General features: G+C 58.4%; 14 protein-coding genes. 11 read left to right on the top strand and 3 right to left on the bottom strand.

Features of this window, described 5'->3' with window-relative positions:
* Positions 1–11 precede the first annotated feature (11 nt).
* Genes nuoI through arfB form a run of 10 tightly spaced genes read left to right on the top strand, consistent with a single transcriptional unit; the run spans position 12 to position 8480 of the window.
* A complete protein-coding gene (gene nuoI, locus B9Z40_RS01760) occupies positions 12–512 on the top strand; it encodes an NADH-quinone oxidoreductase subunit NuoI (protein ID WP_369823382.1) in 501 nt (166 codons plus the stop codon).
* Positions 513–549: 37 nt separating this feature from the next.
* A complete protein-coding gene (locus B9Z40_RS01755; protein ID WP_100171602.1) occupies positions 550–1200 on the top strand; it encodes an NADH-quinone oxidoreductase subunit J in 651 nt (216 codons plus the stop codon).
* Positions 1200–1508: an NADH-quinone oxidoreductase subunit NuoK gene (nuoK, locus tag B9Z40_RS01750; RefSeq protein ID WP_100119811.1), complete on the top strand. Its 309-nt coding sequence runs from the start codon at positions 1200–1202 to the stop codon at positions 1506–1508. The genes B9Z40_RS01755 and nuoK overlap by 1 nt, the downstream gene beginning before the upstream one ends.
* A 6-nt stretch (positions 1509–1514) precedes the next feature.
* On the top strand, positions 1515–3548 hold the full coding sequence (gene nuoL / locus B9Z40_RS01745; RefSeq protein ID WP_100171601.1) for an NADH-quinone oxidoreductase subunit L: 2034 nt from the start codon (positions 1515–1517) through the stop codon (positions 3546–3548).
* A gap of 22 nt (positions 3549–3570) precedes the next feature.
* Positions 3571–5046, top strand: a complete 1476-nt coding sequence (locus B9Z40_RS01740) for an NADH-quinone oxidoreductase subunit M (protein ID WP_100171600.1) — start codon at positions 3571–3573, stop codon at positions 5044–5046.
* A gap of 18 nt (positions 5047–5064) precedes the next feature.
* On the top strand, positions 5065–6552 hold the full coding sequence (nuoN, locus tag B9Z40_RS01735; RefSeq protein WP_100171599.1) for an NADH-quinone oxidoreductase subunit NuoN: 1488 nt from the start codon (positions 5065–5067) through the stop codon (positions 6550–6552).
* 10 nt (positions 6553–6562) lie between these two features.
* Positions 6563–6865, top strand: a complete 303-nt coding sequence (locus B9Z40_RS01730; RefSeq protein ID WP_100171598.1) for a DUF2818 family protein — start codon at positions 6563–6565, stop codon at positions 6863–6865.
* A 34-nt stretch (positions 6866–6899) separates the two neighbouring features.
* Complete coding sequence (locus B9Z40_RS01725; protein WP_100171597.1) at positions 6900–7484, top strand: NUDIX domain-containing protein; 585 nt, start codon at positions 6900–6902, stop codon at positions 7482–7484.
* A gap of 12 nt (positions 7485–7496) precedes the next feature.
* Positions 7497–8060: a DUF1178 family protein gene (locus tag B9Z40_RS01720; RefSeq protein WP_100171596.1), complete on the top strand. Its 564-nt coding sequence runs from the start codon at positions 7497–7499 to the stop codon at positions 8058–8060.
* A gap of 18 nt (positions 8061–8078) precedes the next feature.
* Positions 8079–8480, top strand: coding sequence for an alternative ribosome rescue aminoacyl-tRNA hydrolase ArfB (arfB, locus tag B9Z40_RS01715; RefSeq protein ID WP_100171595.1), 402 nt, complete (start codon positions 8079–8081; stop codon positions 8478–8480).
* 17 nt (positions 8481–8497) lie between these two features.
* On the opposite strand, the gene B9Z40_RS01710 is transcribed toward arfB, so the two are convergent.
* The gene (locus B9Z40_RS01710) at positions 8498–9772 is read right to left on the bottom strand and encodes a GDSL-type esterase/lipase family protein (RefSeq protein ID WP_100171594.1); all 1275 of its coding nucleotides are present in this window, start codon (positions 9770–9772) and stop codon (positions 8498–8500) included.
* 193 nt (positions 9773–9965) lie between these two features.
* Between B9Z40_RS01710 and flgJ the strand changes: the two genes are divergently transcribed.
* Entirely contained in the window at positions 9966–11171 is a 1206-nt protein-coding gene (gene flgJ, locus B9Z40_RS01705) for a flagellar assembly peptidoglycan hydrolase FlgJ (RefSeq protein WP_100171593.1), read from the top strand.
* 15 nt (positions 11172–11186) lie between these two features.
* Here flgJ and B9Z40_RS01700 read toward each other — a convergent pair whose 3' ends face one another.
* Both B9Z40_RS01700 and B9Z40_RS01695 read right to left on the bottom strand, forming a co-directional pair.
* Entirely contained in the window at positions 11187–13136 is a 1950-nt protein-coding gene (locus B9Z40_RS01700; protein WP_100171592.1) for an acyltransferase family protein, read from the bottom strand.
* Positions 13133–14542 (bottom strand): GDSL-type esterase/lipase family protein, encoded by a 1410-nt coding sequence (locus tag B9Z40_RS01695; protein WP_158238047.1) that lies wholly within the window; start codon positions 14540–14542, stop codon positions 13133–13135. Before B9Z40_RS01695 ends, B9Z40_RS01700 begins: the two co-directional genes overlap by 4 nt.
* Positions 14543–14606 lie beyond the last annotated feature (64 nt).

Raw genomic sequence — 14606 nt, 5'->3', positions numbered from 1 at the left:
ACATGACCACAATGACTGCTTCCTCCTTTTCGATCAAAGACTTCTTCAAGAGCTTCTTGCTCGTGGAGTTGCTTAAAGGCATGGCCCTGACCGGACGTTACGCTTTCGCCCGCAAGGTGACGGTGCAATTCCCGGAAGAAAAAACACCTCAGTCGCCGCGTTTTCGTGGCCTGCATGCCCTGCGCCGTTATGACAACGGTGAAGAGCGCTGCATTGCCTGCAAACTCTGTGAAGCCGTGTGCCCAGCAATGGCCATCACCATCGAAGCTGGACAGCGCGAGGACGGTTCGCGCCGCACCACACGCTACGACATCGACTTGACCAAGTGCATCTTCTGCGGCTTCTGCGAAGAAAGCTGCCCTGTGGATTCGATTGTCGAGACGCACATTTTTGAATACCACGGCGAAAAACGCGGTGACCTGTACTTCACCAAAGACATGTTGCTGGCCGTGGGCGACCGTTACGAAAAAGAGATCGCTGCCGCCAAGGCTGCTGATGCTCCTTACCGTTGAACGCCGCCAAGTCCTGAACATTTAAAAAGACAGACCTATGGACGTCAAGACCGGTTTCTTCTACCTCTTCTCGGTGGTGCTGCTGTTTGCAGCCTTCCGGGTGGTGACCGCACGCAATCCCGTGCACGCGGTGCTGTACCTCATGCTGGCTTTCTCCCAAGCCTCGGCCGTGTGGTTCTTGCTCAACGCCGAATTTCTGGCCATTTTGCTGGTGCTGGTTTACCTCGGTGCGGTGATGGTGCTCTTCTTGTTCGTGGTGATGATGTTGGACATTGGCATTGACACCGTGCGCAAGGGGTTTTGGAAAAACTTTCCACTCGCAGCCACCTTGGGCGCCATCGTAGCCTTGGAAATGGCCGCTGTGTTGTTGTCTGGTTTCCGTTTGGCAGAAGCACCTGCCATGGCGGCAGGCGCAGTTCAGGTGGACAACGCCAAAGCGCTGGGCATCTTGCTCTACACCGAATACCTGATGCCGATCCAGATCGCTGCGGCCATTTTGCTGGTGGCCATGGTTGCGGCGATTGCATTGACCCTGCGTGAACGCAAGGACAGCAAAGCCATTGACCCGTCGGTTCAAATCCGGGTGCGTGCCGCCGACCGCATGCAGCTGGTCAAAATGGCCTCGACACAAGTGGCTCCCGCGCCTGTTGCTACCCCTGATGCAGCCCCTGCGGAGGTGAAGAAATGATGACTTTGACACTCGGGCATTTCTTGTCGCTTGGCGCCATGCTGTTTGCATTGGCCGTGATCGGCATCTTCTTGAACCGCAAGAACCTGATCGTTTTGCTCATGGCCATCGAATTGATGCTGTTGGCTGTGAACATGAACTTCGTCGCTTTCTCACACTACTTGGGTGACATGCATGGCCAAGTCTTCGTGTTTTTCATCTTGACAGTGGCGGCTGCTGAGTCTGCCATCGGTCTGGCCATCCTGGTGCTGTTGTTCCGCAACAAGAACAACATCAACGTGGACGAACTCAATTCGCTCAAGGGTTAAAACAACATGAGTCAAACCCTCAACGCCAGCACCCTGCTGGCTGTCCCCCTCGCGCCCTTGGTGGGTTCGGTGCTGGCCGGTGTTCTGGGCACCCAATTCGGTGGCAACTGGATTGGCCGTCGCCTGTCGCATACCCTGACCATTTTGGGTGTCTTGGTCGCCTTCATCTTGTCGGCCATGACGCTCAAAAGCGTGATCGATGGTGCGCGCTTCAACGAAACCCTCTACACCTGGATGGTGGTGGGTGGCCTTAAGATGGAAGTCGGCTTTTTGGTCGATGGCATCACTGCCATGATGATGTGTGTGGTGACCTTTGTGTCGCTGATGGTGCACATCTACACCATCGGCTACATGGAAGAAGACGAAGGCTACAACCGCTTCTTCGCCTACATCTCGCTGTTCACTTTCTCCATGTTGATGCTCGTCATGAGCAACAACTTGCTGCAGTTGTTCTTCGGCTGGGAAGCCGTGGGCCTGGTGTCGTATTTGCTGATCGGCTTTTGGTACAACAAGCCCACCGCCATCTTTGCCAACATGAAGGCCTTCTTGGTCAACCGTGTGGGTGACTTCGGCTTCATCTTGGGCATTGGCCTGATCGTGGCTTATGCCGGCACGCTCAATTACACCGAGTTGTTTGCCAAAGCCGGTGAGTTGGCAGCTGTCAATTTCCCTTGGTATGTGTTTGGCATGGACGCCATGTTGATCACCGTGATCTGCATTTGTTTGTTCATCGGTGCCATGGGCAAGTCGGCGCAGTTCCCATTGCATGTGTGGTTGCCTGACTCGATGGAGGGCCCAACGCCGATCTCCGCGCTGATCCACGCCGCCACCATGGTGACGGCCGGTATCTTCATGGTTGCCCGCATGTCGCCTTTGTTTGAGCTGTCAGAAGCCGCTTTGAACTTCATCATGGTGATTGGCGCAATCACGGCCTTGTTCATGGGCTTTTTGGGCATCATCCAAAACGACATCAAGCGCGTGGTGGCTTACTCCACCTTGTCGCAATTGGGTTACATGACGGTGGCTTTGGGCGCATCGGCCTACTCGGTCGCCGTGTTCCACCTCATGACACACGCGTTTTTCAAAGCGCTGCTGTTCTTGGGTGCGGGTTCCGTCATCATGGGCATGCACCACAACCAAGACATCCGCTGGATGGGTGGCGTGCGCAAGTACATGCCCATCACTTGGATCACCTCTTTGCTGGGCTCATTGGCCTTGATCGGCACGCCTTTGTTCTCAGGTTTTTACTCCAAGGACAGCATCATCGAAGCTGTGCACCTGAGCACCTTGCCGGCTGCTGGCTTTGCCAACTTCGCGGTCTTGGCGGGTGTGTTCGTCACTGCCTTCTATTCGTTCCGCATGTATTTCTTGGTCTTTCACGGCCAAGAGCGTTACGACCAAAATCCGGACGCACACCATGGCCACGATGACCACCACGGTCATGATGACCATGGCCACGACAAGCCCCACGAGTCACCTTGGGTCGTCACGGTGCCACTGGTCTTGTTGGCGATTCCTTCGGTGGTGATCGGTTTCATGACCATCCAGCCCATGCTCTATGGTGAGTTCTTCAAGGATGTCATTTTCATCGACGCGGTCAAGCACCCCGCCATGAAAGAGTTGGCCGAATCCTTCCACGGTCCTGTGGCCATGGCATTGCACAGCTTGAGCACGGCACCTTTCTGGTTGGCTTTGGCCGGTGTGGTCACGGCTTGGTATATGTACTTGGTCAACCCCAAAGTGCCCGCGTTTTTTGCACGCGCCCTGCGTCCTTTGATCGTGGTCCTCGAAAACAAATACTACCTGGACTGGATCAACGAAAACATCCTGGCCAAGGGTGCGCGAGGTTTGGGCATGGGCCTTTGGAAGGTGGGCGACCGCGCCATCATCGACGGCTTCTTTGTCAATGGTTCCTGGAAAGTCGTGGGCCTGGTGTCTGGCGTGGTGCGCTGGTTCCAGTCGGGCTTCTTGTACCACTATGCCCTGGTCATGATTTTGGGTGTGTTCGTGCTGATGACGTATTTCGTCTGGCTCGCTTAACGGTTTTGAGGACAAAATAAAAATGGGATTGTTAAGCCTTGCCATCTGGATGCCGATTGCTTTCGGCGTCATCTTGCTGGTCCTCGGTCGCGACAGCCAAGCCCGCGCCGTGCGCTGGTTGGCGTTGGTCGGCTCGTTGGCCAGTTTCTTGGTCACGTTGCCGCTTTATTCGGGCTTTGCGCTCGGGTCTTCGGCGATGCAATTTGTCGAAAAAGCCCCGTGGATCGAGCGCTTCAACGTTCACTACCACTTGGGCGTGGACGGTATTTCCTTGTGGCTGGTGCTTTTGACCGCGTTCATCAACGTGATCGTGGTCATCGCGGGTTGGGAAGTCATCACCCGCAAAGTCAACCAGTACATGGCCGCCTTCATGATCCTGTCGGGTCTGATGATTGGCGTGTTCAGCGCCCTCGACGGCATTTTGTTCTACGTCTTCTTTGAAGCCACGTTGATCCCGATGTACCTGATCATCGGTATCTGGGGTGGCCCGAACAAGATTTATGCAGCGTTCAAGTTCTTCTTGTACACCTTGCTTGGCTCATTGCTGATGCTGATCGCGCTGATTTATTTGTACGTGGCTTCCGGCGGCAGCTTCGACATCCTGACTTGGCACAAACTGCCCTTGTCAGGCTCGGTGCAGACTTTGCTGTTCTTCGCCTTCTTCTCGGCCTTTGCCGTGAAGGTGCCCATGTGGCCTGTGCACACTTGGTTGCCCGATGTTCACGTTGAAGCGCCCACCGGCGGCTCGGCTGTGCTGGCGGCCATCATGCTCAAGCTCGGCGCTTATGGTTTCTTGCGTTTCTCGATGCCCATCGCCCCCGATGCGGCCCGCGAATGGGGCATGTTGATCGTTGTGTTGTCTCTGGTGGCCGTGGTCTATGTGGGCCTGGTGGCCATGATTCAGCAAGACATGAAAAAGCTGGTGGCCTACTCGTCGGTGGCGCACATGGGTTTTGTGACGCTGGGTTTCTTCATCTTCAACCCGCTCGGCGTATCCGGCGGCATTGTGCAGATGATTGCCCACGGTTTTGTCTCTGCTGCCATGTTCTTGTCGATTGGCGTGTTGTACGACCGCGTGCATTCCCGTGAAATTTCTAGCTACGGCGGTGTGGTCAACACCATGCCCAAGTTCACTGCTTTTGCCTTGTTCTTTGCCATGGCCAATTGCGGCTTGCCGGGTACGGCTGGTTTTGTGGGCGAGTGGATGGTCATTTTGGGCGCCGTCAAGTTCAACTTCTGGGTGGGCATGTTGTCCGCTTCGGCTTTGATCTTTGGTGCCGCTTACACCCTGTGGATGTTCAAGCGTGTCTATCTGGGGCCAGTCGCCAACGACGACGTGAAGCAACTGACCGACATCAACGGCCGCGAGTTTTTGGTGATGGCTTTGTTGGCCGCTGCCGTGCTCTACATGGGCATTTATCCCAAGCCCTTCACCGATGTGATGGACAGCTCGGTGCTGGACCTGCTCAAACACGTTGCCCAGTCCAAACTGCCTTGAAGAATTGAAAGAACACCCATGATGGACAACTCCAGTTGGATGACGGTTTATCCGGAAATCGTGTTGCTGGTCATGGCCTGCGTGATTGCGCTGGTCGACCTCTTCGTGAAAAGCCCCAAGCGCACTGCCACTTATGCCCTGACCTTGTTGTCTTTGGGTGGTGTGGCCTTGTTGCATGCCCTGCACGCCGACGCCGGCCAGACCCTGTATGGCTTTGGCCGTTTGGTCGTGAGTGACCCGATGGGCCACTGGCTGCGTTGCTTTGCCACGATCGCGGTGATGGTCACCTTGGTTTATTCGCGCCCTTACGCCGCTGACCGTGACATGTTGCGTGGTGGTGAGCTGTTCAGCTTGAGCATGTTCGCATTGCTGGGCATGAGCTTCATGATCTCGGGCCAGAACTTCATCGTGATTTACCTGGGCTTGGAGCTGTTGACCTTGTCCAGCTACGCCCTGGTGGCCTTGCGCCGTGACCATACCCAAGCCACCGAAGCGGCCATGAAGTACTTTGTACTGGGTGCCATGGCGTCGGGCTTCTTGTTGTACGGCATGTCCATGATGTACGGTGCCACGGGCAGCCTTGAGCTCTCGGCGGTTTTCAAAGCCGTGGCTTCAGGCCAAGTCAACCACCAAGTGTTGGTGTTCGGTCTGGTGTTCATCGTGGCCGGTTTGGCTTTCAAGATCGGTGCGGTGCCTTTCCACATGTGGATTCCCGATGTGTACCAAGGCGCACCGACTGCCGCCACACTCATGATCGGCGGCGCGCCCAAGTTCGCGGCTTTTGCCATCTTGATCCGTTTGTTGGTCGAGGGCTTGCTCCCCTTGGCCTTTGACTGGCAACAGATGCTGTCGGTCTTGGCCATCGCCTCTTTGTTGGTTGGTAACTTGGCAGCCATCGCCCAGACCAACCTCAAGCGCATGCTCGCTTACTCGACCATCGCGCAAATGGGTTTTGTGTTGCTGGGCTTTGTGGCCGGCGTTATCAACGGCCAAACCACTTTGGCTGCCAACGCCTACAGCTCAGCCATGTTCTACATGGTGTCCTATGTGTTGACCACTTTGGCCGCTTTCGGCGTGATCATGTTGTTGGCCCGTCAAGGCTTTGAGAGTGAAGAAATCACCGACCTGGCCGGCTTGAACCAGCGCAGCCCGCTGTATGCCGCGGTCATGGCAATTTGCTTGTTCTCGATGGCAGGCATCCCGCCCATGGTGGGTTTTTACGCCAAATTGTCGGTCTTGCAATCGCTCATGGTTTCAGGTCAAAGCTTCTACATCGGCTTGGCCATCTTTGCCGTGATGATGTCTTTGATCGGCGCTTTCTACTACCTGCGCGTCATCAAGGTCATGTACTTTGACGAGCCCGTCACCGCCACCACCGTGTCGGCCGACCTCGATGTGCGCGTGGTCTTGTCGATCAACGGTTTGCTGGTGTTGGTTCTGGGCATCGTGCCAGGTGCCCTGATGGCTCTGTGTGCCAACTCCGTGGCGCGCATGTTGGCGGTCTGACCGAACTGCCATGTCGATGTCGTCGCAAATTGTCATGTTGGTCGTGCTGGCATTGCTGGCCGCCAATTTGCCGTTTGCGAATCAACGCATCTTGCTCCTTGGCCCCCAGCGCGAGTCCAAACCTCTGGGGTGGCGACTCGCCGAGTTGGTGGTGCTTTACTTTGTGGTCGGCGGTGTCGGTTTGGCGCTGGAAAACCATGGCGGCCAAATTGCACCCCAAGGCTGGGAGTTTTATGCGGTCACAGGCACCATGTTTGTGACCTTGGCTTTCCCCGGTTTTGTCTACCGCTACCTCATGCACCGTCAGCATTGAGGCCTTGGCCGCTTGCTCTTTTGAGGCATTGCCTATGACCGATGCGCATCTAACCGAGCACCGGGTCAGCCAAGAGGAGCTGCTGCACGGCAACTTTCTGCACGCTTTTCGAGACACCGTTCGGTTGCCCAATCAAAGTCTGGCCACCCGCGAGTATGTGGTCCATCCGGGCGCGGTCATGGTCATCCCTTTACTCGACACGCCCGAGGGTTTGCAGGTGGTGCTGGAGCGCCAATACCGCTACCCGGTCGGGCAGGTGATGACCGAGTTTCCGGCGGGTAAGCTCGACCCCGGTGAAGACCCTTGGTTGTGCGCCCAACGCGAATTGAAAGAAGAAACCGGTTACACCGCCAAACTCTGGGCGAGGGCAGGGGTCTTGCACCCGGTGATCGCGTACTCAACCGAAGTGATTGAGATCTGGTTCGCCAAAGACCTGACTTTGGGTGAGCGCCAGCTGGATTCAGAAGAGTTTTTGGACGTGTTCACCGCCACGCCCGAGCAATTGATGGCGTGGTGCCAAAGTGGGCAAGTGACCGATGCCAAAACACTCACGGGTGCGCTTTGGCTGCAAAACAGTTTGTCGGGTCAATGGCCTCTGACTTGGCAAAGCTTGGCCTGACATGAGCGCTACATGAAAGTTCTTGATCTTCAATGCGCGCAGGGCCACTGCTTTGAGGGTTGGTTTGGCTCACAAGACGATTACGACAGCCAACGTTCAAGAGGCCTGGTCACCTGTCCAGTGTGCAACGACAGCGATATCCTCAAAAAACTCTCGGCCCCTCGCTTGAACCTAGGCCATGGCGTGGCACCAGATGCTGCCGTGCAGTCACTGGGTTCACAAGAGCCAGGAGGCAGTGCCTCCAATTTGCCCGCTCATGGAGCCGTCAATGCACTCGCAAAGACACCACATTCCGAGCTTGGGCAAGGCGCGCTGAGCCCCGAGCTTGCCCAGAACTCTGACACCTTGCAGCAGATGCAAGCGGCCATGACGAACATGGTGCGCCATGTCCTGGCCAACACCGAAGATGTGGGCCCTCAGTTTGCCGAAGAGGCCCGCAAAATCCACTATGGTGAGCGAGAGGCTCGCAACATCCGTGGCCAAGCCACCCGCGAAGAAACCGAAGCCCTGATGGACGAAGGCATCGAGGTCATGCCGCTGCCTGTGCCAGAAAACCTCAAAGGTCCGCTGCAGTAAGCGCAGATTCAGCGCCGAATGAAACACGCCCTGCACATCGACGATTCTGAAGTCGAGCTCACCGCCATCCGTGCGCAAGGCCCGGGTGGGCAAAACGTCAACAAAGTTTCCAGCGCCATCCAGTTGCGCTTTGACGTATCGAACTCTGGCTTGCCCGATGACGTCAAGCAGCGTTGGCTGGAGTCGGGTGACAGCCGCCTCACGCTCGAAGGCGTGTTCATCCTCAAAGCCCAAAAACACCGCACCCAAGAAGCCAACAGGGTGGACGCGTGGGCACGGTTGTATGAAACGCTGGACCTGTACGCCAAGCCCCCCAAAGCCCGCAAAGCCACCAAGCCGACTTATGGCTCTGTGAAAAGGCGGTTAGAGGGCAAGGCGATTCAATCCAAAATCAAAGCCTCAAGGCAGGGCAGGGATTGAGACCGAGAAGGCATTGATTACCGTGGCTTGACCGGCACCATGCTCACAAAGCTGCGTGCGCTTTGCGCATACCCCTCGGGCGTCAGGTGCAGTAAGTCCGCTTGCATCCAGCCTTTCGCTTGCCAGCGCTGTGCGGCACCAGGGCCGCCCATGGCTTTTTGCCAGTGCCAGTGCGCGCAGCCTTGGGCGAGGCCTAAGCGGTATTGCGTGTCGTTGATCAAGCGTACGGTGGTGGACGATTTTTGCGCGTCGGGTGGGCCGATCAAGATGCAGCGGGCCCGGGGGTAAGCCGCTTTGAGCTTGGCAAGGCTGGCGCTGATCTGTTGTTCGTACAGGCGGACCTTGAAGTCCGGGTCCAGCGATTCGTTGGTGCCCGATTGCAGAATGACCACATCGTAGCCATTGGCCAGCGGGTCTTCGCGTCGCAGGTGGTCTTTATTGACAACGCGCCAGCCCTTGGCTGTAGCCCCGGGGATGCTGAAAACGTCCATGACGACAGGGGTTTTGCCTTCGTACACCGGGGCAATGCCATCGATGCGGACGGCTCCTGCCACGACCCTCAACTTGAGGCTGGCAAAGGGCAGCTCCGCTTGAACCCGCAGGCGGGATAGGCTGCCCGGTGGAAGTTGGACAAGGGATTCAACGCCATCGTCGACGGAGACGCCCAAGACCAAACCCCGTTCACCGCTGTCCTTGCCCAAGTGGATGTCGGCCCATTTCACGCGCGTTTGGGCGCTGGGGTAGCGAAAGTCCAGCCACATGAACGCCCCCACTTGATCGGTGTGGATGGCGCTCAAAGACTTGGCGTAGTTCTCAGGCCCCTCTTTGGGGGTGCGGTAGGCCAGGGCCAATTGCCAATCGTCGCTCAGGCAAGCGCGGCGCAGCGGCTGGCGAACCCCTTTGAGCCCAAAAGTGGGTGCGATGAAGCTCGGGTGGGTTTGGGCCAAGGGCAGGCGAAGCGCTTCCAGGACGTTGTCGGCAAAGGTGCCCGAAGCGGTGTGGCTGTCACCCCAAAGGCCAATTTTGAGGGCTGAAGGGTAGGCGTTGGCCGGTGGCAGTGGCGTCTGGGTCCATGGTTTGACGTCACCTTCTGATGGGCCTGTCAGCTCGTTCGTGGAGCGGTTGGCCAGTTGACGCGATTTGGATGCTGGACAGTTGAATTCGGTCGGGTTGCCTTGCCCTGTCACCCGCAGCAAGGCCATGTCAGGACCGGCAAGGGTGCTGACAGGCCAGCTGGCCGTGGCGATGGCCATGGCCACGGTGATCGCGAATTTTGAGAAGGCAGCGGTCAAAAAAAGGTTCCGTTTAACCAAGTAGACCCGTGGTTTTACCACCCAAAAATGAAGACAGGGCCCAGATGGGCTTCAAAAGTGTGTCTCAGCGCACCCATATTCGGGCGCGAAAATTGCTTTTATCGTTTCAAGCTGTGGATTTACCGTCAATTTTGAGGACCTGAGCCCCTCCCAACCGTTTGCCCAAGAAGCCATGACCTTGCTTGCTACGCCATTTGCCCCAGCGGCGTCCGATGCCTCGGACCGCCTTGCGGGTGGGCCTGCGCGTTCGGGCAGTGCATCAGCGGGTCAGGGGGCGGCTTTTTCGCAGGCGCTGTCCAAGTTCAAGCCTGCGGGCGACGTGGTCACAGTCCGCCCCGGCGACACCTTGAGCGGCCTGATCCAAAAGCGCTTACAAGACACCAACTCCCCGTTGCAACTCTCCGGCGAGCAGTTGTACCGGGTCGCCCTGAAAGTGGCCGCGGACAACGGCATTCCCAACGCCAACCTGATTTATCCCGAGCAACGCATCGATTTGTCATCGGCGCAGCCTTTGGCCATGGCCGAGGCACTGAACCCGGACACCTCGGTGATCCCTTACGCCGCAGCCCAGTCAGATCCTTTGAACCCAGCGATCCAGGCCCGTCGCACCCAGGCGGGCTCCAGCGCTGGTGCCGACAGTCCACGCGCATTTTTGGCCCAGCACGCCCAGGCGGCTCGGCAGGCGCAAGCCACCAGTGGCATTCCGGCCACCTTCATGGTCGCGCAAGCTGCGCTGGAAACCGGCTGGGGGCAGCATGAGATCCGTTTTGAAGACGGCCGCACCTCGCACAACCTGTTTGGTATCCGTGCGGGGGGCAACTGGAAGGGGCCCGTGGCGGAGGTCTGGACCACAGAATTCATCAACGGCAGCGCGCAAAAAGTGCGTGGCCAGTTCCGCGCTTATGGCAGTTACGAAGAGTCTTTCAACGACTATGCCCGTCTGATCAGCCAAAGCCCGCGTTATGCGCCCGCGATGCGGCAACTGGACAACCCGCAGGCCTTTGCCAGTGCTTTGCAGCAAGCCGGTTATGCCACCGCCCCCAACTATGGCAGCGTGCTGGGCTCGATGATCGAGAAGACGCAGCGCCTGCAAGGCACTGCACAACCAGCCATGGCGGCACTGACTTTGCCGGGCACGCCCGTGCCAATGAACACCATGCCCACCACGGCACAAATGCTCAGCATGCGGCAAGGGGGGCAAAGCCCTTCAGAAATAGCCATGGGCATCATGAACAGTGCACTCAACACCATGCCCGGTGGGCAGGGTCCGAGCATGGTGGGACATCGCCAGTGGCGACAGTCTCCCTACGCAGAGCTGGGCTTGACTAACCAGTTGCCCAATCAGTTGCCAGTGAATTTGCCGATCACCAGGCGCTGACCGCGAGCGTGGCACTCAGTTGTCGGCTGGCGTTGGCGTATCCGGCTTGATGGGCGGTGTGTTGGAAGGAGTCGGCTCCGAAGCTGCCGCGGGCGTGACCGTTGGAGTGGAGGCTGGCGGTGAAATTGGCGTTGAACTTGCCGTTGGCGAGGGCAGCGCAGGGCGTTTGACCTGTCGAAGTGACGGGCCAGACAGCAACACTTCGGGTTGACCCAAAGCGATCCGAATCTGGTTGTAATAGGCATGGATGCCGCTGCCCGAGAGGTGAATCCCGTCTTGCACAAAGTAGGCCGGGTTGTTTTGGCCAATGGCGTGCCAGTCCACCATGCGCACGTTTTCAAAGTTTTGGCTGACCCGCGCGATCAAGTCATTGTTAGGCCCGGTCCAGCGCCGTGCACCGTAGACATTGAGCACCACCACTGTTTTGCGGTCGGCCAGTTGTTCCAGCAAGGCCCGGAATTGTTTTTCGCCCAAATAACCATTGGTGCCCAAATGGATGACTGCCGCATCGCCCAGCTGAGCTGTTTCGCGCAGGCTTTGCACCAGCTTCAGGCCATCACTGCCTTGGCGGCCCACCTTGGCCTCGACGCGTGCGGCCGGCAAACGGCGCAGCAAATAAGGGCTGGCCCCGAGCAAAACCGAGTCGCCCACCAGGGTGACCTGCTGGTAAGCCGCGCCAGCCGGGTTGGGCGACAGAGAGGCGGCGGACACGGAATTTGCCGACGCCCCGGCCGTTCTGGGGTTGGGCACCGGAGAGGTGGTGTGTACTGCGGGCGCATGGGCTCCGGTTTGTACCTGGCTGCCCAGCGTCAGTGTGAAGCCCAAAACCCCCACATTGACCAAGACCAAAGCCCCCAACCCGATCCATGTGCGACGCCCCCAAGCCTTGGGTGAACCCACTGCCCATGTTTTTTCAACCCAGCGGTAAGAGGCCTCGGCGCAGAGCAAGGTCAGCATCAGCCGAGTGGCGTTGACCCAGGTCAACTCCAGCGCGTCGGCTTGCGAAGAGGGTTTCAGCCAAACCACCACGGGCCAGTGCCAGAGGTAGAGCGAATAAGACCGCGCACCCAGCCACAACATAGGGCGTCTGGACAGCATCCAGGCCACCCAAGTGCCTTCGCGTGTGCTGGCCACAATCACCAGGCCCGTCAGCACCGCAGCCGCTAAAAATCCACCTTGGTAGAGGCCCGCCATGCCTTCGTGGGTTTCGGCCATGGCCCAAATCAGAGCGGCCAGGGCGGCCGTTCCTGCCAGGTTGAGCACTTCATCGCTGGTGGGCGAAGTCAGGCGCAGCTTCCACGGGTTCCACCAGGCCGCCAACGCCGATCCCGTGAGCAAACCCATCAAGTGTGTGTCCGTGCCCAGGTACACGCGACTGGGGTCGCCGCCGTCAATTTGCGTGACATAGAGCAAAGCCATCCAAGCCGTGCTTGCCAATGCGATGCCGCCAGCGGCCAAGCCTAGACCGGTTTTACCGGTCTTGTTCAAAAACCACAAAGCCAACAGTGGCCACGCCAGGTAGTACTGCTCTTCGACGGCCAAGGACCACAGGTGCTGCAGCAGCCGGGGTTGTTCGATGGCCTCGAAATACGACTGCTGCGCCACGATTTGCCACCCGTTGGACAGGTACAAAAACGCGGCAGGCAGGTCTTCGACCAATCGCTGCAGTGCAGCGGGCAACAACAGCGGCGTGAGGGCCACCAACAAGAGCAGCATGACCAGGGCGGCTGGAAACAGGCGTCTTGCACGGCGCAGGTAAAAAGCTCGAAAGTCGACACGGCCGGTTCGGGCGTGTTCTTGCAACAACAGCGCGGTGATGATGAAGCCCGACACGGTGAAGAAAATGTCCACCCCCAAAAACCCGGCAGGCAAAAAGTTGCCCAGGTTCAAGTGGTAACCGATGACGGCCAGCACGGCCACGCCGCGCAAGCCATCCAGGCCAGGCAAACGGGCCAGTGAGCTCATGGCGCGGTCAGGCCGAAGTCGGCCATGAAACGGTTGGCCAGTTCGCGGTAACCGGCCGCTGTGAAGTGGATCAGGTCAGGGGCCATGAGCGGCGGATTCTTGCGGGCCCAGGTGTAGGCGCTGCCCACCCCACCCATGGCCTCTTGCATGCTCCAAGCCAAGCAACCGTGTTGCGCCGCCAGCTCGGTTTGGATTTGGCCAATTTGTGCGTGGATTCGGCTGTACTTGAGCAAGTTGGCCGCAGGGGTTGAGGGCGGTGAGGTCTTGGGCTTGACGGCCGTGTTGTTTTTGCTGGACTTGGCCTTTGGGTCTTGTTTGTTGGCGGCTTGCTTTTGGTTGCCTTTGGTGGCTTTATTGGCTTTGGCCGTCTTGGATTTGGCGACCCGAATGCCCCGATCACCCGGGCTAAGCAGCACACACTGCGTTTGCGGAAAGACTTGGCGGAAGTTGCCCAAGGCCTTGTTCAGCGTGTCACGGTAAGTGGCTTCGTTGAAACGCGGGTCGTTGCCTTCGTTTGTGCCAAAGGCGATCAGGGCCAAGTCGTAAGGTTGGTCGGTGAACCAAGAGGCCAGATAAGCCAAATCGCTGCGAACCCAACCCGCCACGGTGGCGCCGGGGTAGGCGAACAGGTCGAGGTGCAGGGGCGCTGCGGTTGAAGCGGGTGTTGCCGACTCCGGCAGCTTGATGCCCTGAAAGCGAAACGATCCCTCCAGCACTCGGATTTGCAAAGTCGACAGCGCCACGTCGGTGCTCAAAGCCAAGGCATTGGGGCCCGCTTGGGTGGTCAGAGTCAGCTGCGTTTCTACTTCGCCGTCCACGCTGATGGCCAAGCGGGCAGGGCCAGAGGCATCTCCATGGTGCAAAAGCTGCAATCGGGTATGGCGGGCCAGGCCTTGGGCGTCGCGCAGGTCCAGTGCCAGCATGGCCCCGGGCTTTTTGGCCACCAAACTGGTCATGCCAGGGCCAGGGGCAGCCGCCGCATCGCCGTGGGCATAAGCCATCTCGCGTGCCCATTCACCCGTCAAGCAGGTTTTTTGCACCAAGGCCCTCACGCCACCGTGGCCCACCCCAGCGTGCACAAAGCGGCTGCTGACCGTGTTGGCGTTGGGCCCTGCAGGCCCAGCCAGTTGGCGCAGCAATTGGTCGCTGAAAAAAGCAGCGGCCATGTGGCTGTCCCCCCAGATGGCGATGTGCAAATGGCTGGTTTTTTCTGGCCGCAAAGCACCCGTTCTGGGCGGTGTGGTCAAGCGGGCATCCAAAGGTTCTCGCGCCTCTTTCAGGGCTTGTTCAATGTCTGCGTCGTCCGGAATTTCTGTCGGCTCAGCAGGTGCCATGGCGAGGCGACCTGGGGCCGGCCCCTTGCGCGGACAAACCAGTTCCAAGGGCCGAGCCCCTGAGTTGGCCATGTGCTGGGATTGAACAGATACTGCGAGAGCGGTCAGGGGAGCGAGTGTTGGGGCCATTCGCTGA

The sequence above is a fragment of the Limnohabitans sp. 15K genome (genome assembly GCF_002778285.1).
Lineage (GTDB): Bacteria > Pseudomonadota > Gammaproteobacteria > Burkholderiales > Burkholderiaceae_C > Limnohabitans_A.
This window is presented reverse-complemented; position numbering and strand designations above follow the sequence as displayed.